Source organism: Cytobacillus pseudoceanisediminis (assembly GCF_023516215.1).
In the GTDB taxonomy this organism is placed as follows: Bacteria; Bacillota; Bacilli; order Bacillales; family Cytobacillaceae; genus Cytobacillus; species Cytobacillus pseudoceanisediminis.
Genome location: NZ_CP097349.1, coordinates 4,965,220 through 4,990,307, shown reverse-complemented (window position 1 = coordinate 4,990,307; position 25,088 = coordinate 4,965,220). Strand labels below are relative to the sequence as shown.

Sequence of the window (25,088 nt, the reverse complement as noted above, 5' to 3'; positions counted from 1 at the left end):
CCGTTTTGGCATCCAGGCTGTGAATTAAGAACAAATTCCCTGTATCATTTCCGGTGTTATCAGAATAATTTCATCATCTTCTTCGGAAGCACTAATCACAACGCCATCAGGTATGTTCAGTCCGCTTGGCACTATCGCCTTTTCAATATAGACATTTTCACCAATTACAGCATCAGGCATGATGACCGATTCACGGATCACAGTATTCTTCCCAACCAGCACCCCTTGAAAAAGCACTGACTTTTCAACTTCCCCTTCAATTGTACAGCCTTCATTTATCAAAGACTCTGCAACCTCAGCTTGAGTTGAAATATACTGTGGAGGATGATTCGGATTCACCGAATAGATCCGCCAATCATGATCAAAAAGATTCAGCTCGCATTCATCATCCAATAAATCCATATTTGCCTCCCACAGGCTCTTGACTGTACCGACATCCTTCCAATAGCCATTGAACGGGTATGCGAACAGCTTTTTATTTTCGTCAAGCATTAATGGAATGATGTCCTTTCCAAAGTCATGAGTGGACTCCGGATTGCGGTCATCCATTTCCAGATATTCTTTTAAAACAGACCAATTAAAAATATATATTCCCATGGAGGCCAGATTATTTTTTGGATATGCTGGTTTTTCCTCAAATTCTGCGACCCGCATCTCCTCATCCGTATTCATGATTCCGAACCTGCTTGCCTCCGGCCAAGGTACTTCAATTACAGAAATAGTGGCATCCGCGCCTTTTTCAATATGATAATTCAGCATCAGCTCATAATTCATTTTATAAATATGATCACCGGATAAAATCAGGACATATTCCGGATCATATTGCTTTAGATAATTGAGGTTCTGATAAATAGCACTTGCTGTTCCCGTATACCACTTGACTTCCGATGATTCACTGTAAGGGGGCAGCACTGTCACACCGCCGTTCTTTCTATCAAGATCCCATGCGCTGCCTATGCCAATATACGAATTCAGAACCAGCGGCTGGTATTGGGTAAGAACACCGACTGTATCAATTCCGGAATTGGTGCAATTGCTCAATGTAAAATCAATAATCCGGTATTTCCCTCCAAATGGCACTGCAGGTTTCGCAAGACTTTTTGTTAGAGAACTAAGCCTGCTCCCTTTCCCTCCTGCTAATAACATTGCGACGCACTTTTTCTTTCCCATTTCCCTTCCTCTCCTTCCGATGTTTTACAGGGCGTAAGATTGAAATGCCAAATGGCGGAATAGACATTTCCAAACTGAACGGCTTGCCGTGAAACTCTTTTTCCTCAGTCTTAAGGACCCTCTTGTTGGTGCTATTTGATCCTCCAAAGCTATCACTATCACTGTTGAGTATTTCCCTATAAGACCCCGCCTTTGGAATTCCAATACGATAATTAGGGTAGAAAGCAGGTGTGAAATTGCAGACAATCACAAGAAAATCATCCACTTTTGAGCCTTTTCTGATAAAGGAAAAGATGGATTGGTCTGCATTATGACAATCAATCCATTCAAAGCCATCCTGAAGGTGATCAAGCTCAAAAAGAGCCTTTGAACGTTTATAAACCTTTATTAATTCTTTCACATAATCATTTGCCTTTTTATGCATCTCGTAATCAAGCAGATGCCAATCAAGCTGTTCTTTGTCTTTCCATTCGGAAAACTGCCCAAGTTCGCTCCCCATGAAAAGAAGCTTCTTGCCGGGGTGGGCAATCATGTAGCCAAGCAGGAGCCTGAATTGCGCAAATTTTTGCCAGTAATCTCCGGGCATTTTATCAAGCAGCGATTTCTTTCCATGGACAACTTCATCATGTGAAAAAGGCAGTATGAAGTTTTCCGTAAAAGCATACAAAAGCGAAAAAGTCATCTTTCCATGAACATCAGATCGCCTCTCAGGTGCTGTTTCCATATATGTAAGAACGTCATTCATCCAGCCCATATTCCACTTGTAATGAAAACCCAGCCCTCCATAATGGACTGGTGCAGTCACTTGCGGCCAGTCTGTTGAATCCTCTGCCATCATGAGAAAGGAAGAATCATATTGCGAAACAACTTTATTTAAGTTTTGCAGAAAACGGGTGCCGAATGGATTTTCTGTCTTTCCATCCCGGTTAGGCCAATAGATAATATTAGCCACCGCATCAACCCGAAAGCCATCAATATGATATTTTTCCATCCAAAAAACAGCGTTGGAAATAAGAAAGCTTTGAACTTCATTTTTGCTCAGGTCAAAATTAGCTGTCCCCCATACTCGGTTCTCTCTGTCGCCTTCTGTTTCATACTCATACAAATACGATCCATCAAACTGGTAAAGGCCGTGGGCATCTTTGCAGAAGTGTCCCGGTACCCAGTCCAGAATGACCCCAACACCCTGCTGATGGCACTGATCAACAAAATACATAAAATCATGCGGGCTGCCGTAACGGCTTGTAACTGAGTAATAACCTGTTCCCTGATAGCCCCAGGAAGCGTCGAGCGGATGCTCAATTAGAGGAAGCAATTCTATATGCGTAAACCCATGCTCCACCACATAAGGAATGAGTTCATCTGCAAGCTCCCTGTATGTAAACAGACTTCCAGACTCTTTTTGCTTCCACGAACCCAGATGAACTTCATAAATGACTGCAGGCTCCGTATAAATAGGCTTCATTTCTTTTTTTGCATCCATTTGCTGTCATTCCACTGATATCCGTCAAGCGAATATACTATAGATGCTGTATTGGGCCTTACTTCTGAAAAAAGCTATAAGGATCAGCCTTTAATACCACTTCCCCTTTCTTTGTTTCAATTTCATACTTATACAAGGCACCTTCCATGTTTCCATCCAGCTGAATAAACCAGACACCTTCATTATTCACTCTATGTAAGGTATAGCCTTCTCCATTCCAATCATTAAAATCACCGACTAATCTGATAATTTCAGCGTTCGGTGCCCATACGCAAAAACGGGTAATCACTTCTCCGCCATTTGAAACTACATGTGCACCAAATAACTGGTGACTCTCATAATATGTCCCTTCATGGAACAAATGCAGCTGGTAATCGGTTGGAACCAAAGTATCCACTACCATCCTTCTCCCCACCCAGTGTCGTTTCTTTTGACTTTCCTGTTATATTCGTGAGACGTGAGAAAAATCCTTGTAAAAGTTTTTTTAATTTTATGACAACAACATTCAAATCCCGTTAAAAACCGATAGCATTCTGCCCAATCTAACAGTCTTCGACATAATCTCCGGTAAACTTAGACAAAATAAAACAAAGTATGCAAGCAAAAAATGAAAGGAGAATAATATTTTGAGCAATAAAGAAGAGGAATTTTTATTAAACGAGGCATCAAAAGATGAAATAAGAATTCCGATATTTGAAGCACCGGATGGAAAGATTATGGCCACCGGGGATATGTTTAGAGGCCCCTATACGGGAATATCTTCTGAAATCGATTTGAATAATCCAGGCAATAAATTAAGCAAGGCAGAAGAGAGGTTTGATTAAAAAACAGAGAAGCAACTAACCGAGGGCAGGCTGGAACAGAAAAGACAACAAAAAAGCTGCCAACAAATTGTTGACAGCTTTTTTGTATGACCTACGGGATTCGAACCCGTGTTACCGCCGTGAAAGGGCGGTGTCTTAACCGCTTGACCAAGGGGCCAATATGGCGGAGAAGGAGGGATTTGAACCCTCGCGCCGGTTACCCGACCTACACCCTTAGCAGGGGCGCCTCTTCAGCCACTTGAGTACTTCCCCATATATGGCTCCGCAGGTAGGATTCGAACCTACGACCGTTCGGTTAACAGCCGAATGCTCTACCACTGAGCTACTGCGGAACAATAATATAAAATGGTGGGCCTAAATGGACTCGAACCATCGACCTCACGCTTATCAGGCGTGCGCTCTAACCAGCTGAGCTATAGGCCCATTTTGGAGCGGGTGAAGGGAATCGAACCCTCATCATCAGCTTGGAAGGCTGAGGTTTTACCACTAAACTACACCCGCATAAGGTTCTAAAATGGTGGCTCAGGACGGAATCGAACCGCCGACACAAGGATTTTCAGTCCTTTGCTCTACCGACTGAGCTACTGAGCCACATATTATTTATTTTTTGTAAAAATGGCGGTCCGGACGGGACTCGAACCCGCGACCTCCTGCGTGACAGGCAGGCATTCTAACCAACTGAACTACCGGACCAGATTGCGGGGGCAGGATTTGAACCTGCGACCTTCGGGTTATGAGCCCGACGAGCTACCGGACTGCTCCACCCCGCGATAATATTATTAAATATATGGAGGAGGAAAGGGGATTCGAACCCCTGCGCGGTTTGACCCGCCTGTCGGTTTTCAAGACCGATCCCTTCAGCCGGACTTGGGTATTCCTCCGTATAAATGAAAATGGTGGACCTTGTAGGACTCGAACCTACGACCGGACGGTTATGAGCCGTCTGCTCTAACCAGCTGAGCTAAAGGTCCAGCATCGATGAATTAAATGGTAGCGGCGGAGGGGATCGAACCCCCGACCTCACGGGTATGAACCGTACGCTCTAGCCAGCTGAGCTACACCGCCGAAGTGTTAAAATATGGTGGAGCCTAGCGGGATCGAACCGCTGACCTCCTGCGTGCAAAGCAGGCGCTCTCCCAGCTGAGCTAAGGCCCCAATAATAAATGGTCGGGAAGACAGGATTCGAACCTGCGACCCCTTGGTCCCAAACCAAGTGCTCTACCAAGCTGAGCTACTCCCCGTATATAATGGCGCGCCCGAGAGGAGTCGAACCCCTAACCTTTTGATCCGTAGTCAAACGCTCTATCCAATTGAGCTACGGGCGCAATGTTAAATTCTACTGGTGCCGAGGACCGGAATCGAACCGGTACGGTAGTCACCTACCGCAGGATTTTAAGTCCTGTGCGTCTGCCAGTTCCGCCACCCCGGCAATAAATGGAGCGGAAGACGGGATTCGAACCCGCGACCCCCACCTTGGCAAGGTGATGTTCTACCACTGAACTACTTCCGCATAAAGAATGGTGCGGGTGAAGGGAGTCGAACCCCCACGCCTTGCGGCGCCAGATCCTAAGTCTGGTGCGTCTGCCAATTCCGCCACACCCGCAATATGAAATTAAAATGGTGAGCCATGAAGGACTCGAACCTTCGACCCTCTGATTAAAAGTCAGATGCTCTACCGACTGAGCTAATGGCTCGTTGAAATGGTGCCGGCGAGAGGACTTGAACCCCCAACCTACTGATTACAAGTCAGTTGCTCTACCAATTGAGCTACACCGGCAGCTTGTACATTTAAATTAATGGTGGAGGATGACGGGATCGAACCGCCGACCCTCTGCTTGTAAGGCAGATGCTCTCCCAGCTGAGCTAATCCTCCATTATTATCGCCCGGCAGCGTCCTACTCTCACAAGGGGACAGCCCCTAACTACCATCGGCGCTGAGAAGCTTAACTTCCGTGTTCGGTATGGGAACGGGTGTGACCTTCTCGCTATCGCCACCAGACTATTTTCCAAAGACAAGTTTTATTATACCGTCTTTTTAGGATTTTTCAAGAGAAAATTTCATATTTTTCATTCTCTCAAAACTAGATAATGTATGAAGAAGCATTTGCCGAGTAATAACCATATAACTTGGTTAAGTCCTCGATCGATTAGTATCAGTCAGCTCCACATGTCGCCACGCTTCCACCTCTGACCTATCAACCTGATCATCTTTCAGGGATCTTACTAGCTTGACGCTATGGGAAATCTCATCTCGAGGGGGCTTCATGCTTAGATGCTTTCAGCACTTATCCCTTCCGCACATAGCTACCCAGCGATGCCTTTGGCAAGACAACTGGTACACCAGCGGTGCGTCCATCCCGGTCCTCTCGTACTAAGGACAGCTCCTCTCAAATTTCCTGCGCCCACGACGGATAGGGACCGAACTGTCTCACGACGTTCTGAACCCAGCTCGCGTACCGCTTTAATGGGCGAACAGCCCAACCCTTGGGACCGACTACAGCCCCAGGATGCGATGAGCCGACATCGAGGTGCCAAACCTCCCCGTCGATGTGGACTCTTGGGGGAGATAAGCCTGTTATCCCCGGGGTAGCTTTTATCCGTTGAGCGATGGCCCTTCCATGCGGAACCACCGGATCACTAAGCCCGACTTTCGTCCCTGCTCGACTTGTAGGTCTCGCAGTCAAGCTCCCTTGTGCCTTTACACTCTGCGAATGATTTCCAACCATTCTGAGGGAACCTTTGGGCGCCTCCGTTACTTTTTAGGAGGCGACCGCCCCAGTCAAACTGCCCACCTGACACTGTCTCCCGCCCCGATAAGGGGCGCGGGTTAGAATTTCAATACAGCCAGGGTAGTATCCCACCGACGCCTCCACCGAAGCTGGCGCTCCGGCTTCTCAGGCTCCTACCTATCCTGTACAAGCTGTACCAAAATTCAATATCAGGCTACAGTAAAGCTCCACGGGGTCTTTCCGTCCTGTCGCGGGTAACCTGCATCTTCACAGGTACTATAATTTCACCGAGTCTCTCGTTGAGACAGTGCCCAGATCGTTACGCCTTTCGTGCGGGTCGGAACTTACCCGACAAGGAATTTCGCTACCTTAGGACCGTTATAGTTACGGCCGCCGTTTACTGGGGCTTCGATTCAAAGCTTCGCTTGCGCTAACCTCTCCTCTTAACCTTCCAGCACCGGGCAGGCGTCAGCCCCTATACTTCGCCTTGCGGCTTCGCAGAGACCTGTGTTTTTGCTAAACAGTCGCCTGGGCCTATTCACTGCGGCTCATCAGGGCTATTCACCCTAATGAGCACCCCTTCTCCCGAAGTTACGGGGTCATTTTGCCGAGTTCCTTAACGAGAGTTCTCTCGCTCACCTTAGGATTCTCTCCTCGCCTACCTGTGTCGGTTTGCGGTACGGGCACCTTTTCCCTCGCTAGAGGCTTTTCTTGGCAGTGTGGAATCAGGAACTTCGGTACTAAATTTCCCTCGCCGTCACAGCTCAGCCTGTGTGGTAACGGGATTTGCCTCGTTACCGGCCTAACTGCTTGGACGCGCTAATCCAGCAGCGCGCTTACCCTATCCTCCTGCGTCCCCCCATTGCTCAAACGGTAAAGAGGTGGTACAGGAATATCAACCTGTTGTCCATCGCCTACGCTTTTCAGCCTCGGCTTAGGTCCCGACTAACCCTGAGCGGACGAGCCTTCCTCAGGAAACCTTAGGCATTCGGTGGATGGGATTCTCACCCATCTTTCGCTACTCATACCGGCATTCTCACTTCTAAGCGCTCCACGGGTCCTTGCGATCCCGCTTCAACGCCCTTAGAACGCTCTCCTACCACTGACATCGTAAGATGTCAATCCACAGCTTCGGTGATACGTTTAGCCCCGGTACATTTTCGGCGCGGAGTCACTCGACCAGTGAGCTATTACGCACTCTTTAAATGGTGGCTGCTTCTAAGCCAACATCCTGGTTGTCTAAGCAACTCCACATCCTTTTCCACTTAACGTATACTTTGGGACCTTAGCTGGTGGTCTGGGCTGTTTCCCTCTTGACTACGGATCTTATCACTCGCAGTCTGACTCCCATGGATAAGTCTTTGGCATTCGGAGTTTGTCTGAATTCGGTAACCCGATGGGGGCCCCTAGTCCAAACAGTGCTCTACCTCCAAGACTCTTACTACATGAGGCTAGCCCTAAAGCTATTTCGGAGAGAACCAGCTATCTCCAAGTTCGATTGGAATTTCTCCGCTACCCACACCTCATCCCCGCACTTTTCAACGTGCGTGGGTTCGGGCCTCCATCCAGTGTTACCTGGACTTCACCCTGGACATGGGTAGATCACCTGGTTTCGGGTCTACGACCACATACTCATTCGCCCTATTCAGACTCGCTTTCGCTGCGGCTCCGTCTCATCAACTTAACCTCGCATGTAATCGTAACTCGCCGGTTCATTCTACAAAAGGCACGCTATCACCCATTAACGGGCTCTAACTACTTGTAGGCACACGGTTTCAGGATCTCTTTCACTCCCCTTCCGGGGTGCTTTTCACCTTTCCCTCACGGTACTGGTTCACTATCGGTCACTAGGGAGTATTTAGCCTTGGGAGATGGTCCTCCCTGCTTCCGACGGGATTTCTCGTGTCCCGCCGTACTCAGGATCCACTCTGGAGGGAACGAAGTTTCAACTACAGGGCTTTTACCTTCTCTGGCCGGCCTTTCCAGACCTGTTCATTTACCTCGTTCCTTTGTAACTCCGTGTAGAGTGTCCTACAACCCCAAGAGGCAAGCCTCTTGGTTTGGGCTAATCCCGTTTCGCTCGCCGCTACTCAGGGAATCGCGTTTGCTTTCTCTTCCTCCGGGTACTTAGATGTTTCAGTTCCCCGGGTCTGCCTTCTATACCCTATGTATTCAGGTAAAGATCCTATCCCATTACGGATAGGGGTTTCCCCATTCGGAAATCTCCGGATCAAAGCTTACTTACAGCTCCCCGAAGCATATCGGTGTTAGTACCGTCCTTCATCGGCTCCTAGTGCCAAGGCATTCACCGTGCGCCCTTTCTAACTTAACCTACTTCGGCCGCTGATCGACTGCGGATCTCTGCGTCAGCTCTCTCGCTCCGCTCCTCACGTACTGAAGTACGCTCCGGTGCTCACTCGGTCGCTTCCTTGATCTCCTTGCCGCTCATCGTCCTCATGGTTTGTGCTCTTACTTATTTTCAAAATAAGAGAAAAAACTAAGATGGCGATTACTCGGTTATTGCTTCTTCATTATCATTATCTAGTTTTCAAAGAACGAATCTTTCATTGAGAGATTGAACTCTCAAAACTGAACGAACAAAACACGTCACGTTTCATGTAAATATCCTTAGAAAGGAGGTGATCCAGCCGCACCTTCCGATACGGCTACCTTGTTACGACTTCACCCCAATCATCTGTCCCACCTTAGGCGGCTGGCTCCAAAAGGTTACCCCACCGACTTCGGGTGTTACAAACTCTCGTGGTGTGACGGGCGGTGTGTACAAGGCCCGGGAACGTATTCACCGCGGCATGCTGATCCGCGATTACTAGCGATTCCGGCTTCATGCAGGCGAGTTGCAGCCTGCAATCCGAACTGAGAATGGTTTTATGGGATTCGCTTAACCTCGCGGTCTCGCAGCCCTTTGTACCATCCATTGTAGCACGTGTGTAGCCCAGGTCATAAGGGGCATGATGATTTGACGTCATCCCCACCTTCCTCCGGTTTGTCACCGGCAGTCACCTTAGAGTGCCCAACTGAATGCTGGCAACTAAGATCAAGGGTTGCGCTCGTTGCGGGACTTAACCCAACATCTCACGACACGAGCTGACGACAACCATGCACCACCTGTCATCCTGTCCCCCGAAGGGGAACGCCCTATCTCTAGGGTTGTCAGGAGATGTCAAGACCTGGTAAGGTTCTTCGCGTTGCTTCGAATTAAACCACATGCTCCACCGCTTGTGCGGGCCCCCGTCAATTCCTTTGAGTTTCAGCCTTGCGGCCGTACTCCCCAGGCGGAGTGCTTAATGCGTTTGCTGCAGCACTAAAGGGCGGAAACCCTCTAACACTTAGCACTCATCGTTTACGGCGTGGACTACCAGGGTATCTAATCCTGTTTGCTCCCCACGCTTTCGCGCCTCAGCGTCAGTTACAGACCAAAGAGTCGCCTTCGCCACTGGTGTTCCTCCACATCTCTACGCATTTCACCGCTACACGTGGAATTCCACTCTTCTCTTCTGCACTCAAGTTCCCCAGTTTCCAATGACCCTCCCCGGTTGAGCCGGGGGCTTTCACATCAGACTTAAGGAACCGCCTGCGCGCGCTTTACGCCCAATAATTCCGGACAACGCTTGCCACCTACGTATTACCGCGGCTGCTGGCACGTAGTTAGCCGTGGCTTTCTGGTTAGGTACCGTCAAGGTACCGGCAGTTACTCCGGTACTTGTTCTTCCCTAACAACAGAGTTTTACGATCCGAAAACCTTCATCACTCACGCGGCGTTGCTCCGTCAGACTTTCGTCCATTGCGGAAGATTCCCTACTGCTGCCTCCCGTAGGAGTCTGGGCCGTGTCTCAGTCCCAGTGTGGCCGATCACCCTCTCAGGTCGGCTACGCATCGTTGCCTTGGTGAGCCGTTACCTCACCAACTAGCTAATGCGCCGCGGGCCCATCTGTAAGTGATAGCCGAAACCATCTTTCAGCTTTCCCTCATGTGAGGGAAAGAATTATCCGGTATTAGCCCCGGTTTCCCGGAGTTATCCCAGTCTTACAGGCAGGTTGCCCACGTGTTACTCACCCGTCCGCCGCTGACTTCAGGAAGCAAGCTCCCATCTGTCCGCTCGACTTGCATGTATTAGGCACGCCGCCAGCGTTCGTCCTGAGCCAGGATCAAACTCTCCATATAAGAGTTGATTAAGCTCATAAGTTGTCTTTTCAAAAAAGACTAAAGAATTAACGTTGACGTTTTTGTTCGTTCAGTTTTCAAAGATCAATTTCTCTTTGCTATATTTTACCTCATCGCCCGGAAGCGACTTTATCAATATAACATGTTATCCATCAACAAGTCAACAGCTTTTTAAAATGTTTTTTCGCAGTTTAACTTGCCTTGTTGAGGACAAGAATTAATATACCACGACTTATTAAATGTTTGCAATATAATTTTTAAAAATGTTTATCTTTATATTTTCAGTGCATATTAATTATATATCTCTTCTCTATTTGATTGCCTTTTTGGGATCAAATTAAAAGACGGTACCTTTACGAAACTGCATTTATTTTAATTGTTCTGCAGCCAGATCTTATAAAGTGTGCATTTTCTTAACATCAGATTTATACGCATTTCACCTGATCTTTTGAAAATTCATTATATCAGTAACATAATTCTCGAGACCTCCATCTCAAATACCCACAAACTTATCCACTGCAAAACACTTATTAATACAGTTGTCAACAAAGTTACTCACAGCATGTGGATAATTTTGTTCACTTTTCCACACTTTTATAAGCTTCTTATAACAATAATTAAATTTATACATATTTTACTGATTAGCCGTCAAAAGGATGAGAAATCAAGTTTTAACAAAATATCAATACAAAGAAATAGTAATAGTTTTGGTTATTTTTCATAAAATCTATTAACTCTACTCTATACGGAAGGTGTGAATGACACTGGAAACCGCAGCACTATATCTATCAGTAATCATGGCCATATTTTTATTTGCTTATGCCTATGCAGAGGGCATTAAAATTGCAAATTCAGATGAAGAGGTTTATGGTGGCACCTTCATCTTTTCAGTTACAGCCGCATTTATTTTTTCTGCTCTGACCTATGTATTCAAATAAAAAAATCTCCCCATTCCCAGGGAGATTTTTCTCTTATATAACTATAGATAGATTATCTACTTATCCGGAAATTGTTGTTTTTTTCTTCAATTCTTTCATCCGAATCCTTCTCTCATCTAATAAGAAGATAGTTATTCCTCCAATTACCACTGTTCCACCAAGAACTTGTGTCCATATAATCGACTCATGAAGCAAATAATAAGCTAGAATTGCAGCACCTACCGGCTCAAATAAGATGGCCATAGAAATAGTTGAGGTGCTTAGCCATTTAAGTGACCAATTAAATAATGTGTGTCCAAGCAGGGTTGGAATTAGAGCCAGCAATATAAAATATACCCAGTCACTGGTTCCATATGGGATTAAAGGTTCATCAGCCATTAACACGTAGAATAACAATGTAACAGTACTTATACTGTAGACAACAAAAGTATAGGTAACGAGTGACATCCTTTTTCTGACTGTTTGCCCAAACATTAAGTAAGCAGTTACCAGGGCGCAGGCAATGATTGCAAGTATATCCCCGAACAAAGCAGTCCCGCTGATTTGAAAATCTCCCCAGCTGATAATAATACTGCCCACAATTGCGAGAAGCCCGCTTAATATTGCTTTCCAGGTAAACTTTTCTTTAAAAAAGAAATACGTGCCTGCAAATGCAAATAAGGGCTGCAGTGTTACAAGGACTGTAGAACTGGCTACAGAGGTGTAGTTCAGTGACTCAAACCAAAGAATAAAATGAAAGGCGAGAAACACACCGGCAATGATGGAATAGATCCAATCCCGCCGTGTAATAAGACGAAGTTCCGGAACATACTTTATAAGAAATACAGGCAGCATGAATAGGACAGAAAATAATAACCTGTAAAACGCAATGACTCCCGATGGAGCGCTGGATACCTTCACCAATATGGCTGAGGTTGAGACAGAAATGACACCAATTGCCAGGGCAACATAGGGATTTATTTTTTTATCTGACATTTTTAATACTCCTTGTTTCTGTTTCCTAATAATTAGGGTATATTTCATTTTACAACGTATATTCAAACTTTTACTACGGTTTTATTATAGCAGGATTTTAAAGATCATATTTTGGATATATAATACTTAAAAAAGCGGGAGATATTATGAGCAGTTTAGAGATAGAAATATTAATGAAGCTTGGGATTTCAGCAGTGCTTGGTCTTGTTATCGGCCTGGAGAGAGAATTAAAAAGAAAGCCGGTCGGCTTAAAGACAAGTTTAGTTATTTCCATAGTAAGCTGCCTGCTGACTATTGTGTCTATAGAATCTGCTTATATGTTTCCTGGTAATGATGACATCAACATAACGATGGATCCTCTCCGTTTAGCTGCCCAAATTGTCTCAGGCATCGGCTTTTTGGGTGCAGGCGTTATTTTAAGGCGGGGAAATGACAGTATTTCGGGCCTTACAACAGCCGCATTAATTTGGGGGGCAGCAGGAATCGGAATTGCTGTAGGAGCAGGCTTTTATATTGAAGCAATGGCCGGAGTGGCGCTGCTGATTATTTCAGTGGAGGTAATTCCTTTTATCATGGGCTTAATTGGTCCCAAACGCTTAAGAGAAAAAGAAATCAACCTGCAGCTGAAAGTAAGGGATAAAGAAAATATTGCCGACATCATCCCAGCGGTAAAAGACCTTGATATATCTATAAAACATATTCGTATTAAAGACCTAGAAGATGAACATCTGCATCTTGTACAGCTGATAGTTGCCGTCGACTACAAAAGAAGAACAACGGATGTTTATTACAGCGTTTCAAGCATCCCTGGAGTGCAGTGCATGGAAATTGATAGTATGCAGTAAAATTTTTTAATAATTCCTCTTGCAAGATAACTCCGATGTGGTTATAATTTTTCTTGTACCACTACTCGGGGGATTAGCTCAGCTGGGAGAGCGCAACGCTGGCAGCGTTGAGGTCAGGGGTTCGAGCCCCTATTCTCCATATCAAAAACCTTGAGAAATCAAGGTTTTTTTCTATTCTTATCGAAAATCCCCACAGGAACAATTGAGCTTTTTTTACAATTGCACACTTATTGCACAATTCCTGAAGTGAAAATTAGGTTAAAAGAGATCTTTCTAAAGTGAGAGCAGCGTTGTCTTGGAGATCTGGATTAACGTGTGAATACGTCTCTAGAGTAAAGCCAACATCAAAATGTCCAAGCCGTTCTGCAACCACTTTAGGATTCGTTCCTTCTATTAACAACTGTGTAGCGTGGTAGTGCCTTAAGTCGTGAATAGATATTTTACGGACACCAGCCTCTTTAATGTAACGATTGAATTGTCTAAGGACATTGTTAGGATCCTTATAATTTCCACTTGATGAAGTAAATACCATCCCATTGTCCTCAATCAACCCGTCGCTTAGCTTTTTTAGAGCTATTTGGGATTCCTGGTGACCTTGCAGCCTTTTTACCACATAAGGAGATATTGAAATTTGCCTTATCGACCTTTTGGTTTTAACATCTTTCAAAATTAATCCCTTACCCTTTACTCGAGCCAAACTTCTTCTAACGTGGATTTTTCCTCGTTCAAAGTCCACGTCACTCCATCTTAAACCCAGTATCTCTCCCCTTCTCATTCCGGTGAAGATGGCAACAATGTAGAAAATTTCATTATCTTTACCTTCAATATACTTTAAGAATTGCACAGTTTCTTCTTTACTCCACGGATTGACTTCTCTTTGAATTATTTTTGGTCGAGTCGCCATCTTAACGGGGTTGTCTTCCTCATTAATTATTGACCATTTTACAGCTTGACTAAAGATAGAATTTAGCAAGTTGTGAAGTTCTTTTACCGTTTTAGAGGACAATCCTTCATCAGACTTCGTCTTATAAAATTCATCAATCATTAAAGTTGTAATTTGATTGACAGGGAAGGAAGCAAAATAAGGAAGGATATGTTTCTGGACCATATACCATCTTGTATTTGCTGTTGTTTCTTCAATTTTTGATGTATATATGGTGTTGAACCATTTTGTTAGAAGGTCGCCAAATATATGCATCTCCTTTGAAGGCAGGTGTTCCTTAACTGCTTGCTGTTGATATTCCAATTTCTTTTGAATGTAGTGATTTTCTGCTTCCTTTTTCGTTTTAAAACCGCTGAAGTACCGTTGATGTTTCTCCCCTTTTGAGTCGGTGAATCTTGTCCGGTAATACCATCCACTTGCAATCTTTTTATATTTGGGCATTTACACTTTCCTCCATCTTTCTGTGCCGAGTATGGAGGTGGTCATTATTTAGTATTACCACCTGCCTAATATCCCAACACTTATACTTGTATGTATCGTTCATCAGATACCAGCTTTTTATATTTTTATTAGTCCTGATTTGAAAACTATCTGCAAATTATTTTAGGTTTTTCGTCGGGTGATTTCCAATATTTTCAAGATACTTTAGATTGTTGGAGGTAAGCCAAGTGAAAAATTCTACCTTAAGCACTCGTTTGCTTCTCCCCAACCTGATTAAAGGGAAATCATCCTTATTCATTAACTCATAGGCTGTTGGCTTTGAAACGCTTAATATCTCTGCAATATGGCTTGCCGTCAGGATCATCGGGTAATCTTCTTTGTTTTTAAACACATCTATCTCTCCTTCATTTAAATAAGCTATTTAAACGTATTTAATTAATTCTGACTGATTATATTCTGAAGGATTTTTGATTTTCAAGGTTTCTAGAAAATATATAATTTTTTTGTTTTTCAGAACAACTCCTCTTATTAAAATCGCTTTTAATTCTTGAGTAATAGGCCTTTGTTTTAATGTACAGGTCTTAAATATTAGCACTTAACTCAAAACGAAAATTTAGAAAATCCGGAGAACCCCGATAAAGTAATAGGCAAATTTGGTGTGGGATTAAAAGATGAGTTGGCAACATTTGATCGCAGAAATATCGGGTATACTTATTCAATCAAAATATAGTGACATCACTATAAAGAAGTTATCTAAGGGTAACTTTGAAGCTGTAATAACATTGAACGCCATAGTTCAATGATCCTACATACTTTGATATGATTTGAACAGACTTTACGTTTTCCGGCCTTAAAAATGATGTTATCGAAAAAGCTAAAGACCTTTTTCTCCTATACTCCGGAGAGAAGACTATTGAAAAAACAAAGAATGGCGAACTCATCCAAAACCTAAATAACCGTTCAAGAATCTTCGTTAATGAAATTTGTGTGGCAGAGGAAGAGAATCTCTAACCTGCGCCGTTTGTTGAATAAGGCATTAATATTATCGAATACAGAACTCCTGTTCTTATATACTAAAATTAAAAAGGAAGTCGCTAAATGAGGGTAGTAATTGAAACAGTGCTCATTATTGAAGGCAGTAGAGGATCGAGTCGCGGAGAATTTTTCGTTCGAAACCGAGATTTTAAGGATGATCCAAATTTTGCGGTTGCAATAGTAGCCTACGAATGGATCCAGCAACAATGGAGGGAATCAGGTTGCAGGGATATGATTATTGAGATGGTTACCTGGAACAAAGTAAACGAGATTACTGATGACGTGAAGCAGATTAGGCCTGTGGTGAAGGATGACCTTCCTTTTTAGCTAAAGACTGTTTTCTAAAGGCTGTTCAAAACTCGCATTAGGGAATTTCGAGTTTTTGTTATTTAAGATACTTATTCAACTAAAGCACCCTATAGTTTAAGAATATTATTTCACAAATTATAAAAATACTTACTTGAGTCTGGGTTAATAAGCGGTTCTACTAAGTAGTATTTTAGTTTATAATTTGGTGGTTACTAATAAGAACTTCTTGCTGGGTAGGATTACATTTATTCACTCTAAAAGAACTAACGTTCAATCTTATAAATCAAGTTTTTTCTAGCCTGAAATTACGGGTAAAACAACTTTTCAACTAGATTAAATTGCATTCGCTTTAACAACCCAAAATAAATTGGTAAAATATTTCTATTATTTAAAAGGAGAAAAGTATGAATGCCATTATGAATGCTATACGAAATAACTTTAATCAGTATAAGAACTATTATTTAGGGGCGTTAGGCTCTATTATATTAGTTGCGATTTTATACTTGGTGGGAGATATTTGGATTTTCTTTAAAGCTTTAATCGTAATAGGATTAGCCCATATTTTGATACATTTAATAAAAGAAAGAGTGGATGTATCAGATCCTCATTTAGTACTTTGGATAGGACTAATTAGTACTTTTATAGGTTTTACCTTATCAACTTATCAAGCAGAAAGTCAACAGGAACGAAACGATGTAAAGCGGTTGGAAGGCCTGCTCACGCTGACAGAAAACTTGGCAGTACAAAGAAGAGACAGTGCTATACAAGAGTTAAGTTCCCATTTAGAACTTTATTACCAAGAAGGAAAACATTATACGGGGTTTCAGACAATCGAAATACCCGTAGATACAGCATATTCTACAATTCAGGAAAATGGAGAATTTATAATCCACTTGTCAACGAATTTTGTAGCTAATGTATTAACTAGCCAAAATAAATCGTTGAAGGATGGAATTAATGCTGACGGATACCAGAGTTATATAGAACAAATGAAAAATGAAAAGAAATCACCTGACGAAAAAGAACATTTAGCACAAGTTAGAAAATATCATCTTTTTTTAATTCAAAATCAGTATATTATAGAACGAATTAAATTAGAAAAAAGATATATTGAAGGAGATTTTTCTGAGGGTACTAAAGAAGAAAAAGAAGAGTACGATAAAGAAGTTAAAAAATTATGGTCAGAATGGAATGAGGTACAAAAATTTGTTGAAAATGAGATGAGTACGGAAAATTACTCTGAATTAAGTCATTATAAAGCTAATGAGCCTGAAGATTTTAAGGAGTTTTATTCGTTAAAGGATTTCATTTTAGAAGAAGATACATATGAAAATTCTATTAACCCATTAAATTTCCATTAACCATTTTTTTAACCCCCATATTAGACAAAACTAATATGGGGGTTTCATTTTTTCCTTATTCAACTAACTGCCTCGTTAGTACAGTATGCATTAGTTCACGAATATGAATAAATATTTGTCATTAAGTAATAATTCATAAAGTATAAAAAAGCATACTATCAAACCCTTCATCAATAAATTGACAGTAACAGTCTAAGTTGGTGGGAATGGAATTCCTTATAATGCCGGCCCGAGCTGGATTCAAATATCTTAGATTTAACAAGGGATGAACCTTGAACCTTGTTGTAGGTAGTGAAAAAAATAATATATTAAATTAAAATCAAGATAAGAAGAGTTCGTTTATTGAAGAAATATTAAATACTACTTAAGTCAAACTAATAAAATTGTCACAGACTGGAGGATATATAAATTGGATCTAGAAAATCGGAAGAAATTAAAGAGGTACGCCTATAAAGCAAGATCCATATTAAATTCTAATTCTGAGGTCCATCTTACGGTTAAACCTTGGAATCCAGACAAAATTAAAAGAGCTTCTCAGTGGTTTGGTAATAACGAAAGGGTACAGGAGATCATTTCGAATTATTATAAGATACCGAAATAGTAGGAATAAATATATTGTTTCCCCTGCCATTTTTGAAAGGACTGGGATTACGGAACCCCCGGTAGGGTGTTCTCGGTAATGTACGCATATTGATTCGGCAAAGAAAGCATCGAGGGATCCCTCGATGCTTTCTTTGCCGAATTAATATATACGAAAACCCTTGATATCAATGTTTTTATTAACTTCAATTCATCTTCTTTATGTAGAGGTAAGAATTCTCTCGGTATAGTGAGCAGTATACTTTAGATTTTTTCGGTAAAGTAAGCATTCTTGAGTTAATTATATTGTTTACATTCCGGGAAGAAGGACAATGTATATATTTAACCCTTCCCTTAAATAAATTTTAGATTCATTTTACTATCAAGTAATATAATATACTTTTAAACGTATGCTTAATACTAAGATTTTGGCTTACGTTCCCATTCTTCCCGTCCTCCGCTAAAATTAACTCTCCAATGATAAAATCAAACCTTTGATATTCAATTAGATAATTTGGAATACCACAAGTCAGGTATGTATTAATTTTTAAGGCGTGTCCATTTCTTAAAACTCTATGTTCACCAATTAATTTTCCCTTATAGTTTTTACTATTATGATTGTATTCATAAAACTTAATCCATCTTAATGGCTCTGATGAGGATAAATAGACAATCTCCGAATCTAAATCTCCTAAGGTGTATTCTTCTATTACATTAAAGTTGTGGTTATCATTATTATATGAAATTTCTACAGATTCTTTTAAGGTAATTTCCATTCTTTTTATTAAATAATACCTACCTATGATATAACTTAGAAATAGCATTAACGTTACTATGGATGAGCCAAATCCAATTATTTCAATGTAACTTAATCCGGAAACTTTGCTCCACAACCACTCTATGTCGATTTTCCCAAAGAAAAATCCTAATAAAAAAATAATAAGTATAAATAACCCATTGAATATAAGTCTCATAGTACCTCCGGCAAAGTTAATATTTTTATTAAAAGATATTTTAACATATTTTCCCTGATTCTCTTTGAATAACTTAATGATTTTGCAAATTCCATAAAAAAAACAGGAGAACTTCAAGGCAAGTTCTCCTGCTACCAAAAGTAATAACATTAAATTGAAACTTCATCTTTTTTATTATTTAATTTATCTATAGTTGTCTCAACTTCAACAAACGGAGTTAAGCGATAGTTTATTTCTATAAAATTCTTCCTGATAAAATCAATTGAGATTTCTTTGATTGCAATGAGAAAGATTGATCGCTTTTCTTCATTATTGTATTTATAGATGTCTTCCTTAAAACGACTTATTAGTTCTAAAGGTTCTCCATATTCACTTAGTACTCTAATTTGCTCAAGAACATTCAAAAGCTTTGTCCTTTCTTCTTCCACTGACTTAATTTGAAGAGTAAAACTCTCCTTGATATCTTCGTAAAACTCGTTTTCAGGTTTTACAAAACTAAGCTTGTACCTGAGTTTATCTACATTGCTCTTATTTTCGGCACTTTTCGCTTCAATCGTCTTTTTCCATTCACTGTAGATCCCCTTAATTGTTCTTGTTTGATTATTTAATTCCCTTCCCCATCTACCTGTAAAATCATCGAAAACATAGCTATGTAGCTCCTCAAGATTAATCTTTCTTTTGCAAGTTTTACAATAATAATATTGATAATTCTTCTTTGCCTTGGCAGGAGTCATATTTTTTACAGCTAGTTTTCTTTCACATTTTACACACAACACAATGTCTCTTAAAACAAATGGGCTGTCCATCCGATCTTTATTCTTTTTCTTGCTTCTTAAGAATTGAGTCGTTGCCCATAGTTGGGGGCTTATTAATCGTTTATGATGGTTAGGAAATAAAAATCTTTCTTCAATTGGCTTAGCTTTACTATTTTCATAGCTGCTTCTAGAAAACCAAACAAGGTCGCCGGCATACCATAAGTTATTTAAGATATACCTTACAGTTGAATCTGACCAATTACTCTCTAAAGAAGGACTCTTAACATTTGACTCATTTAGCAGCAATGCAATTTTTTTATCACTATAACCAAAGCTATATAAGTAAAAAATAAATTGCACAATAGGTGCATCATCATTTTCAATTAATGTATGATCCTTTTTATCTTGACTCAACTTTGAGTAACCAAAAGGACATCTTGCACCTGGTCTATCCGGAGATTCTGACTTATATGTTTTTAATTCTTGATAATCACGCGCCTTATTAGATTTTTTTGGGATTCCTCATAATCATAGGACAACCTAATTTGAACTAATGGGTTTTTTTCATCCCATATTCCATCTGTTTTTGTACTAAAAAATAATATATCTGGTTTTTCCTCTCTAATAGGTCCAACTATATGAAGAACGAAATCTTCTATTAATCTTGACACCCTTGACTCATCATAAAAAATAATACCTTTTATTATTGAAGTGCTTAAGATGAATTTTTTCATTTCTTTCATTTTTTTCTTTTTTGAGCGGGAGTATGATAAGCCGAAGCTGCTTGGTCAACGAACATAACCACCGCTTCAAAACCTTCTTTTTTGCACGGTAAACTAATTCACGTTCCTGGATATGAAATGAATGACCATCAGACTGTGCATCATCAGACCAACGTATATATCCGGCTGCAACCTTTATAGGATCCTTAAAAATATTAAAAGGTAATTTAATTGAATCATACATTGTTCTTTCCACTTCAGAAATGATATAAACACCATCAATTTTATAACTATATCTATGCTCCAATATCACTTTTCCTACCTCTTTCTTCAATATATTCACCGAAGGTCACGTGGTAAATTAAATTATCTTCATCAATTTCGATGGTTGAAAAAAATAAAGGAGCTAAAAAATTCACCTCATAATTGGTCATATAACCCGGCAACCGATTCTTGATCATATGTACGACATTATTTACTCCTTTTTTGGCTTCCTCAATTTGAATTAACTCGACATTAGTCATAGAAATTAGGTTCTTGATATTTCTTGACTTTGTAATTAATTCTTTAGGAATATTTCTTCCATCGGGGCCGATCATATCCGTAATCATCTTTTGAATGTATTTTAATTCCCTTTCAAGAGTCTTTAATTTCTGCTCATAACCCACTTTTAGACTGTAAAGACTTTCATATACATCAGTTTTTATTTTTTTAGTAGAAATGCTTTCAATTATCATAGTAAGTTGAGAAGAAATTAGTTGATTGTACTCTTCTACACTAATTTTTATTTCAGAATGTTTTCTATTTCTACAAACATAGTATCCACTTTCTCCTAGTTGTGAAGATTTGAATTGCATTTTGGTTTGGCAAATACTACATAGTGGATGAATTAAACCATTATTAGTTGACTTAGAGATAGCATTTAATAAACTTCCTCGATGTTTATCAAGTACCAGTTGCATCTCTTCAAATTCATTAAAGGATAAAATCGGTTCAACGTGGGGAAGAACATCATAACCGTATTGGGTTTTAAGCCTGCTGGCATAAAAAGGATTATGCAAATACTTATATAAGTCTTCAAACTTTTTGTTTTTAAAGATAGTCTTATAATCCATAAAGACCTTATATAAATCATTTACATCTTCAGTCTTAATAACAGAGTAAAAAAATGACTTTAAATCTCTAAGGTATTTAGGATCAGGCTTATACGTTGTTTCTTTTCTTTTTCCTAAACGAATAAACCCAAAAATATTTGTGGGATACATCTTCCGTACATCTGACAACCTTCCCGAAATATTCTGCCCTTCTGTTTGTGCAAAAATTCCGTATAACGATTCCATTGCTAGTACCCTTGAGAACTCAGGTTGTCCAGTTGATGTAAAGACGACATTTACTCCATACTCATAAAAAACTTTTATTATTGATATATATTCATAAAAATTCCTAGCTAACCGATCTCGATGACTAACAAGTATTGTTTTTATTTGACCCAACTTCACCTTTTCCAAAAGCTCCAAAAGTTTCGGGCGATCCTTTAGCGCTAGTTTATTAGCCGATACATCATCATCCAAAAATAAGACACTTTCACCTTACTGATGTTTTGAGTATTGAGATAAGCATCTGCAAGTGCTATTTGCTTTTCAATTTTTTGAGTACTTGAACTTACTCTACAATATACTCCTATAAAATCTTCATAGACTTTTAAAGTACCATAATACAAAATTAATTAACTCCCTTTATCTATAATACTTTTACTGCTGTTTAATAAAACTCCCTTTTCTTGAGGAGAGAGTTCCAGTTGATCAATCATTATTTTTTCTATTAGTTTCTTGATGAAGTAATTAGACTCTGCCGACAATTCTTCATTAAAAGATACTTTAATTACTGGTTTTCTTTTCATCGTTAAGCTCACCCCACTCGTCAGTATTACTACTATAATCATTGACGAGTGGGAGCATACTTATACCTAAAAGAAATAATTATTCAAATTTAAACTCTAGCTGAATTTGATAATCTTTTTTTACCAACTCAACTGGAGCATTTTTATTACGGGGAATCACAAATACCTTTGTTTTGTCATTTACCGGCACTTTTAAACTATTTAACAAGTCAATAAGGTTATTATTCATTTAACTTCTCCTTTGTCTTTAATCATTTTTATATAACGAGTAATAATAAATCGAGAAACACCAACTGATTCACAATTCTCTAGCAGCACGTCTAACCATTTGAGATTACTATTATTCTGTTTCAACTTATTTACCCTCCAGGAATCTAATTTTCGAAGGGATTATATTCTATTAATTTTTCTGTTTTCAAGGGTTTTAAGAAAAAATAAAAAGGACCTGATTTGGTCCCTTTTAGTGTTTCCCTAAAAATTTTTATTTCTCAATAACACTTCTTATTTCCTGCAACTTTCTTTGACTCTCTTTATACCTTATATATAGATGGTCTACTAACTCTCTAACTTCATCAATTACTTCTGGTTGGCTTCGTTTCGGTAAAGTTTCTAATTTATTCAATCTGTGCGTTATTTTTTTCCGAGTACCTAATGCACTTTTCTCACCGGCCTCGTGCACCTCCATATAAATATCCCAGTAATCATATTGAGGAAAGTCTTCCTTCCAAATCTTAGATATTTGTTTTCCTTCTCTTGCAAGCATTATTATTTTTTCTGCATCTCTTACATCAGTAATCAATTTTATCTCCCCTCTTCGATTCTTATTTCATATCTATAATAATTGGATCATCTTGAGTATTAGATTTTGCTTCTTCAATAAAAATCCTACGAGCAACATTTCCAATAGTATTCGTAGAAACTGCATCGACAGTTCCACCAATAACCCCACCTGCAAGAGGAACCATTTTTCCTAAATTTATTATTCCTTTTTCACCAAACTTAGTTAACATTCTAAAACCAACAGCTTGATTAATCTTTTTTATGACTTCAAATGGGATCTTTTTAATGCCGCTTACTGCTAATTTTTTACCTATTTGAATACCTGCGTTCTTCAAAATATCTTTTGCCCCATTACCTGCTAAACAAGCATAAACAAATGTTTTAACTTCGTCCGACTTTAGATCGTGTCCACCCATATGAGCAATGGCAGCGACCATTCTCATCTGAACTAAAATAACGCTTGTAATATTTGCAGGGACTGCGACCGGCATAACTATTAAACCACCTAACCCTGACAAAAACCCGCTCGTAGCGCTTTTAGTGTTCTGCCATCTAATCAAACTATTTGCATTTTCAATTAAAGTACCTTTTTTACTAGAATAGTTTTCCGCTAATTCAATGGCAGTGTCCATTCCGGGAATTCCACCATTGACTGCTTTATCATATGACCAATCTAAAGCTTTCATTATTGCGTCTTGTGTCAAAGACTTACTTTTTATAGCCATTTTCTTTATCCTCGCTTTTTATAATAGAAATTTTGTTATCATAATTATACATAAATAACCAATAGGGAGAACTATGTTATTTCCAATTTATTATAATTATTATATATAAATACCTATTTGTTTTTTTGGTAAAGTTAACAATTATACTATTGTATAATAAACATATTATGAATTATTAAAGAATGGGTATGAGGTGTTTAGATGATTACCGGAGAATTGAAGAACAAAGTAGATAAAGTATGGGAGACATTCTGGACAGGTGGTATAACAAATCCTTTAACTGTTATCGAGCAGTTTACATATTTGTTGTATATCAAAGGCCTGGATGACAACGAAAAGAAAAAGAAATGGATGCGATTCAGAATGTTCGTTATTGTCGCTGGACTGTCACGAAATTTATTTTTGGAGTCTTTATACATTTTGAGGTATTTGTTAATACTAACGCACCCTTTTCTTTATGTAACATTCGTCACAATCTTTGTATATAAAAAGAAATGCATTATCGCCCCAACTCAATTAGAGAGTACTAACTATTCTACTTCACTACCAACAGTAGTATTAGCTCCGTTTATTTACTCGCGATTTTCGAAGGCTTGTCCGCGTGAAACTCCAACACTAATTTTACTATCCTGTGAATTCATTGCCCATTCTAAGTCTGACATTGTGTCTTATCAGCCGGTCTTAGTCTTAATAGGTTGAAAAATTTGCAGATATTAACTGGTTCCTATCCACAAAAAACGTGTTACTCGAGAAGAATCCAATTGCAATAATCAGAAGCAAAAAAACTAATTTGACTTGCTGATATCGTAAAGATAGAAAACATAATCATTAGATACACTTGAATAACCCTGTTGTCGTATCATTGCCGTAAGATTTCCGCGGTGATATGTGCCATGGTTAACAACATGCTGAACCAATTCTGAGAAGTAAGTATCCAGACGCCCAAATTTAGGATGTACCGGGGAAATCTCTTTATCCAAATCGCTAATATTATTAAGAAGCTTTTGATATTCCTCTGATAAACTTTGAAATAGCTTTTCCATTTCTTCAAGACTCTTATCCTTTGTCTTGTCTTGAGCAATGGCGATAGAAGCTTGAATCTCTTCCATACTATTCTCCTGCATTACACCAAGCCATACTGTATCTGTCATATAAATATGAACAAGTGCCTTCGAAATCGAGGAAAAACACTTTGTATTTCCTGATCATAAATGTCCTTGGGTAATTCTTTCAATCGCTCGAAAAACTTTTTGTTTGCCCAAACATGATAATCATACAATTCTAATGCATGATGTTTTCTCATCAAGGATTCCTCCCTTTTAGTTAATTTTCCCTAACTAAATAATTCGGTCCTCGCTGTAAAAAACCCTGCCCGTTTGTTGAAGAGAGCAAAAGCACCATTTACTTTAAGTACAAAC

Annotated in this window: 18 protein-coding genes, 21 tRNA genes, 3 rRNA genes and 3 pseudogenes; 8 read left to right on the top strand and 37 right to left on the bottom strand. The window is 39.8% G+C overall.

Features of this window, described 5'->3' with window-relative positions:
* Positions 1–24 precede the first annotated feature (24 nt).
* Positions 25–1,170, bottom strand: a complete 1,146-nt coding sequence (locus tag M5V91_RS26685; RefSeq protein WP_019382985.1) for a glucose-1-phosphate adenylyltransferase — start codon at positions 1,168–1,170, stop codon at positions 25–27.
* A pseudogene (gene glgB / locus M5V91_RS26680) lies at positions 1,112–3,056 on the bottom strand (1,4-alpha-glucan branching enzyme). Before glgB ends, M5V91_RS26685 begins: the two are co-directional and overlap by 59 nt.
* Before the next feature lie 223 nt (positions 3,057–3,279).
* Here glgB and M5V91_RS26675 point away from each other — a divergent pair.
* On the top strand, positions 3,280–3,477 hold the full coding sequence (locus M5V91_RS26675) for a hypothetical protein (RefSeq protein ID WP_019382983.1): 198 nt from the start codon (positions 3,280–3,282) through the stop codon (positions 3,475–3,477).
* An 87-nt stretch (positions 3,478–3,564) separates the two neighbouring features.
* On the opposite strand, the gene M5V91_RS26670 is transcribed toward M5V91_RS26675, so the two are convergent.
* The 23 genes from M5V91_RS26670 to M5V91_RS26560 all read right to left on the bottom strand — a co-directional run bounded on the left by M5V91_RS26670 (position 3,565) and on the right by M5V91_RS26560 (position 10,388).
* Positions 3,565–3,634 (bottom strand) — tRNA-Glu (locus M5V91_RS26670).
* A gap of 4 nt (positions 3,635–3,638) precedes the next feature.
* Positions 3,639–3,729 (bottom strand) — tRNA-Ser (locus M5V91_RS26665).
* Positions 3,730–3,734: 5 nt separating this feature from the next.
* Positions 3,735–3,809, bottom strand: a tRNA-Asn gene (locus M5V91_RS26660).
* Between the two features lie 14 nt (positions 3,810–3,823).
* A tRNA-Ile gene (locus M5V91_RS26655) sits at positions 3,824–3,900 on the bottom strand.
* A gap of 4 nt (positions 3,901–3,904) precedes the next feature.
* Positions 3,905–3,978 (bottom strand) — tRNA-Gly (locus M5V91_RS26650).
* 14 nt (positions 3,979–3,992) lie between these two features.
* A tRNA-Phe gene (locus M5V91_RS26645) sits at positions 3,993–4,068 on the bottom strand.
* Between the two features lie 25 nt (positions 4,069–4,093).
* Positions 4,094–4,170 (bottom strand) — tRNA-Asp (locus tag M5V91_RS26640).
* 3 nt (positions 4,171–4,173) lie between these two features.
* Positions 4,174–4,247 (bottom strand) — tRNA-Met (locus M5V91_RS26635).
* 18 nt (positions 4,248–4,265) lie between these two features.
* Positions 4,266–4,358, bottom strand: a tRNA-Ser gene (locus M5V91_RS26630).
* Positions 4,359–4,371: 13 nt separating this feature from the next.
* A tRNA-Ile gene (locus tag M5V91_RS26625) sits at positions 4,372–4,448 on the bottom strand.
* Positions 4,449–4,465: 17 nt separating this feature from the next.
* A tRNA-Met gene (locus M5V91_RS26620) sits at positions 4,466–4,542 on the bottom strand.
* A 14-nt stretch (positions 4,543–4,556) separates the two neighbouring features.
* A tRNA-Ala gene (locus M5V91_RS26615) sits at positions 4,557–4,632 on the bottom strand.
* A gap of 9 nt (positions 4,633–4,641) precedes the next feature.
* Positions 4,642–4,718 (bottom strand) — tRNA-Pro (locus M5V91_RS26610).
* 7 nt (positions 4,719–4,725) lie between these two features.
* Positions 4,726–4,802, bottom strand: a tRNA-Arg gene (locus tag M5V91_RS26605).
* Positions 4,803–4,817: 15 nt separating this feature from the next.
* A tRNA-Leu gene (locus tag M5V91_RS26600) sits at positions 4,818–4,906 on the bottom strand.
* A gap of 6 nt (positions 4,907–4,912) precedes the next feature.
* Positions 4,913–4,987, bottom strand: a tRNA-Gly gene (locus M5V91_RS26595).
* Positions 4,988–4,995: 8 nt separating this feature from the next.
* Positions 4,996–5,080, bottom strand: a tRNA-Leu gene (locus M5V91_RS26590).
* Between the two features lie 15 nt (positions 5,081–5,095).
* Positions 5,096–5,171: transfer RNA gene (locus tag M5V91_RS26585), tRNA-Lys, on the bottom strand.
* Between the two features lie 7 nt (positions 5,172–5,178).
* Positions 5,179–5,254, bottom strand: a tRNA-Thr gene (locus M5V91_RS26580).
* A gap of 20 nt (positions 5,255–5,274) precedes the next feature.
* A tRNA-Val gene (locus M5V91_RS26575) sits at positions 5,275–5,350 on the bottom strand.
* Positions 5,351–5,359: 9 nt separating this feature from the next.
* Positions 5,360–5,476 (bottom strand): 5S ribosomal RNA (rrf, locus tag M5V91_RS26570).
* A 128-nt stretch (positions 5,477–5,604) separates the two neighbouring features.
* A 23S ribosomal RNA gene (locus tag M5V91_RS26565) occupies positions 5,605–8,538 on the bottom strand.
* Between the two features lie 300 nt (positions 8,539–8,838).
* Positions 8,839–10,388, bottom strand: a 16S ribosomal RNA gene (locus tag M5V91_RS26560).
* The 16S, 23S and 5S rRNA genes sit together here with 20 tRNA genes alongside, the layout of an rRNA operon.
* A 758-nt stretch (positions 10,389–11,146) precedes the next feature.
* Here M5V91_RS26560 and M5V91_RS26555 point away from each other — a divergent pair.
* Positions 11,147–11,326 carry a hypothetical protein gene (locus tag M5V91_RS26555; protein ID WP_009331576.1) on the top strand — a complete coding sequence of 60 codons (180 nt, stop codon included), beginning with the start codon at positions 11,147–11,149 and terminating at the stop codon, positions 11,324–11,326.
* 60 nt (positions 11,327–11,386) lie between these two features.
* On the opposite strand, the gene M5V91_RS26550 is transcribed toward M5V91_RS26555, so the two are convergent.
* Positions 11,387–12,301 (bottom strand): DMT family transporter, encoded by a 915-nt coding sequence (locus M5V91_RS26550; protein WP_251175076.1) that lies wholly within the window; start codon positions 12,299–12,301, stop codon positions 11,387–11,389.
* Between the two features lie 146 nt (positions 12,302–12,447).
* Here M5V91_RS26550 and M5V91_RS26545 point away from each other — a divergent pair, with 146 nt between their 5' ends.
* Positions 12,448–13,146, top strand: a complete 699-nt coding sequence (locus M5V91_RS26545; protein ID WP_009331578.1) for an MgtC/SapB family protein — start codon at positions 12,448–12,450, stop codon at positions 13,144–13,146.
* Between the two features lie 67 nt (positions 13,147–13,213).
* Positions 13,214–13,285, top strand: a tRNA-Ala gene (locus tag M5V91_RS26540).
* 114 nt (positions 13,286–13,399) lie between these two features.
* Here the strand turns inward: M5V91_RS26540 and M5V91_RS26535 are convergent.
* Both M5V91_RS26535 and M5V91_RS26530 read right to left on the bottom strand, forming a co-directional pair.
* A complete protein-coding gene (locus M5V91_RS26535) occupies positions 13,400–14,530 on the bottom strand; it encodes a site-specific integrase (protein ID WP_251175075.1) in 1,131 nt (376 codons plus the stop codon).
* Between the two features lie 157 nt (positions 14,531–14,687).
* Positions 14,688–14,921 (bottom strand): helix-turn-helix domain-containing protein, encoded by a 234-nt coding sequence (locus tag M5V91_RS26530; protein WP_308937092.1) that lies wholly within the window; start codon positions 14,919–14,921, stop codon positions 14,688–14,690.
* 473 nt (positions 14,922–15,394) lie between these two features.
* Here M5V91_RS26530 and M5V91_RS31165 point away from each other — a divergent pair, with 473 nt between their 5' ends.
* The 3 genes from M5V91_RS31165 (at position 15,395) to M5V91_RS26520 (ending at position 17,235) form a co-directional block, all read left to right on the top strand.
* Entirely contained in the window at positions 15,395–15,541 is a 147-nt protein-coding gene (locus tag M5V91_RS31165; protein ID WP_500797332.1) for a hypothetical protein, read from the top strand.
* Positions 15,542–15,628: 87 nt separating this feature from the next.
* Complete coding sequence (locus M5V91_RS26525; protein ID WP_251175074.1) at positions 15,629–15,892, top strand: hypothetical protein; 264 nt, start codon at positions 15,629–15,631, stop codon at positions 15,890–15,892.
* A 386-nt stretch (positions 15,893–16,278) separates the two neighbouring features.
* Positions 16,279–17,235, top strand: a complete 957-nt coding sequence (locus M5V91_RS26520; RefSeq protein WP_251175066.1) for a hypothetical protein — start codon at positions 16,279–16,281, stop codon at positions 17,233–17,235.
* Between the two features lie 950 nt (positions 17,236–18,185).
* Here the strand turns inward: M5V91_RS26520 and M5V91_RS26515 are convergent.
* From M5V91_RS26515 to M5V91_RS26480, 8 genes are all read right to left on the bottom strand, one after another.
* Positions 18,186–18,938 carry a hypothetical protein gene (locus M5V91_RS26515; RefSeq protein WP_251175065.1) on the bottom strand — a complete coding sequence of 251 codons (753 nt, stop codon included), beginning with the start codon at positions 18,936–18,938 and terminating at the stop codon, positions 18,186–18,188.
* Positions 18,938–19,957 carry a recombinase family protein gene (locus M5V91_RS26510; RefSeq protein WP_284521612.1) on the bottom strand — a complete coding sequence of 340 codons (1,020 nt, stop codon included), beginning with the start codon at positions 19,955–19,957 and terminating at the stop codon, positions 18,938–18,940. Before M5V91_RS26510 ends, M5V91_RS26515 begins: the two co-directional genes overlap by 1 nt.
* A 62-nt stretch (positions 19,958–20,019) precedes the next feature.
* The gene (locus M5V91_RS26505; protein ID WP_284521611.1) at positions 20,020–20,286 is read right to left on the bottom strand and encodes a hypothetical protein; all 267 of its coding nucleotides are present in this window, start codon (positions 20,284–20,286) and stop codon (positions 20,020–20,022) included.
* Positions 20,287–20,561: 275 nt separating this feature from the next.
* Positions 20,562–21,836, bottom strand: a complete 1,275-nt coding sequence (locus M5V91_RS26500) for a recombinase family protein (RefSeq protein ID WP_284521610.1) — start codon at positions 21,834–21,836, stop codon at positions 20,562–20,564.
* 155 nt (positions 21,837–21,991) lie between these two features.
* Entirely contained in the window at positions 21,992–22,165 is a 174-nt protein-coding gene (locus tag M5V91_RS26495; protein ID WP_251175061.1) for a hypothetical protein, read from the bottom strand.
* Positions 22,166–22,244: 79 nt separating this feature from the next.
* Positions 22,245–22,394, bottom strand: coding sequence for a hypothetical protein (locus tag M5V91_RS26490; protein WP_251175060.1), 150 nt, complete (start codon positions 22,392–22,394; stop codon positions 22,245–22,247).
* Between the two features lie 252 nt (positions 22,395–22,646).
* Entirely contained in the window at positions 22,647–22,964 is a 318-nt protein-coding gene (locus M5V91_RS26485) for a hypothetical protein (RefSeq protein WP_251175059.1), read from the bottom strand.
* Positions 22,965–22,986: 22 nt separating this feature from the next.
* Positions 22,987–23,670 carry an EcsC family protein gene (locus M5V91_RS26480; protein ID WP_251175058.1) on the bottom strand — a complete coding sequence of 228 codons (684 nt, stop codon included), beginning with the start codon at positions 23,668–23,670 and terminating at the stop codon, positions 22,987–22,989.
* Between the two features lie 201 nt (positions 23,671–23,871).
* Here M5V91_RS26480 and M5V91_RS26475 point away from each other — a divergent pair.
* Positions 23,872–24,018 (top strand): annotated as a pseudogene (locus tag M5V91_RS26475) (type I restriction-modification system subunit M N-terminal domain-containing protein); the annotation flags it as partial.
* Positions 24,019–24,455: 437 nt separating this feature from the next.
* On the opposite strand, the pseudogene M5V91_RS26470 reads toward M5V91_RS26475, so the two are convergent.
* Positions 24,456–24,973: pseudogene (locus M5V91_RS26470) on the bottom strand (DinB family protein).
* Positions 24,974–25,088: the final 115 nt, after the last annotated feature.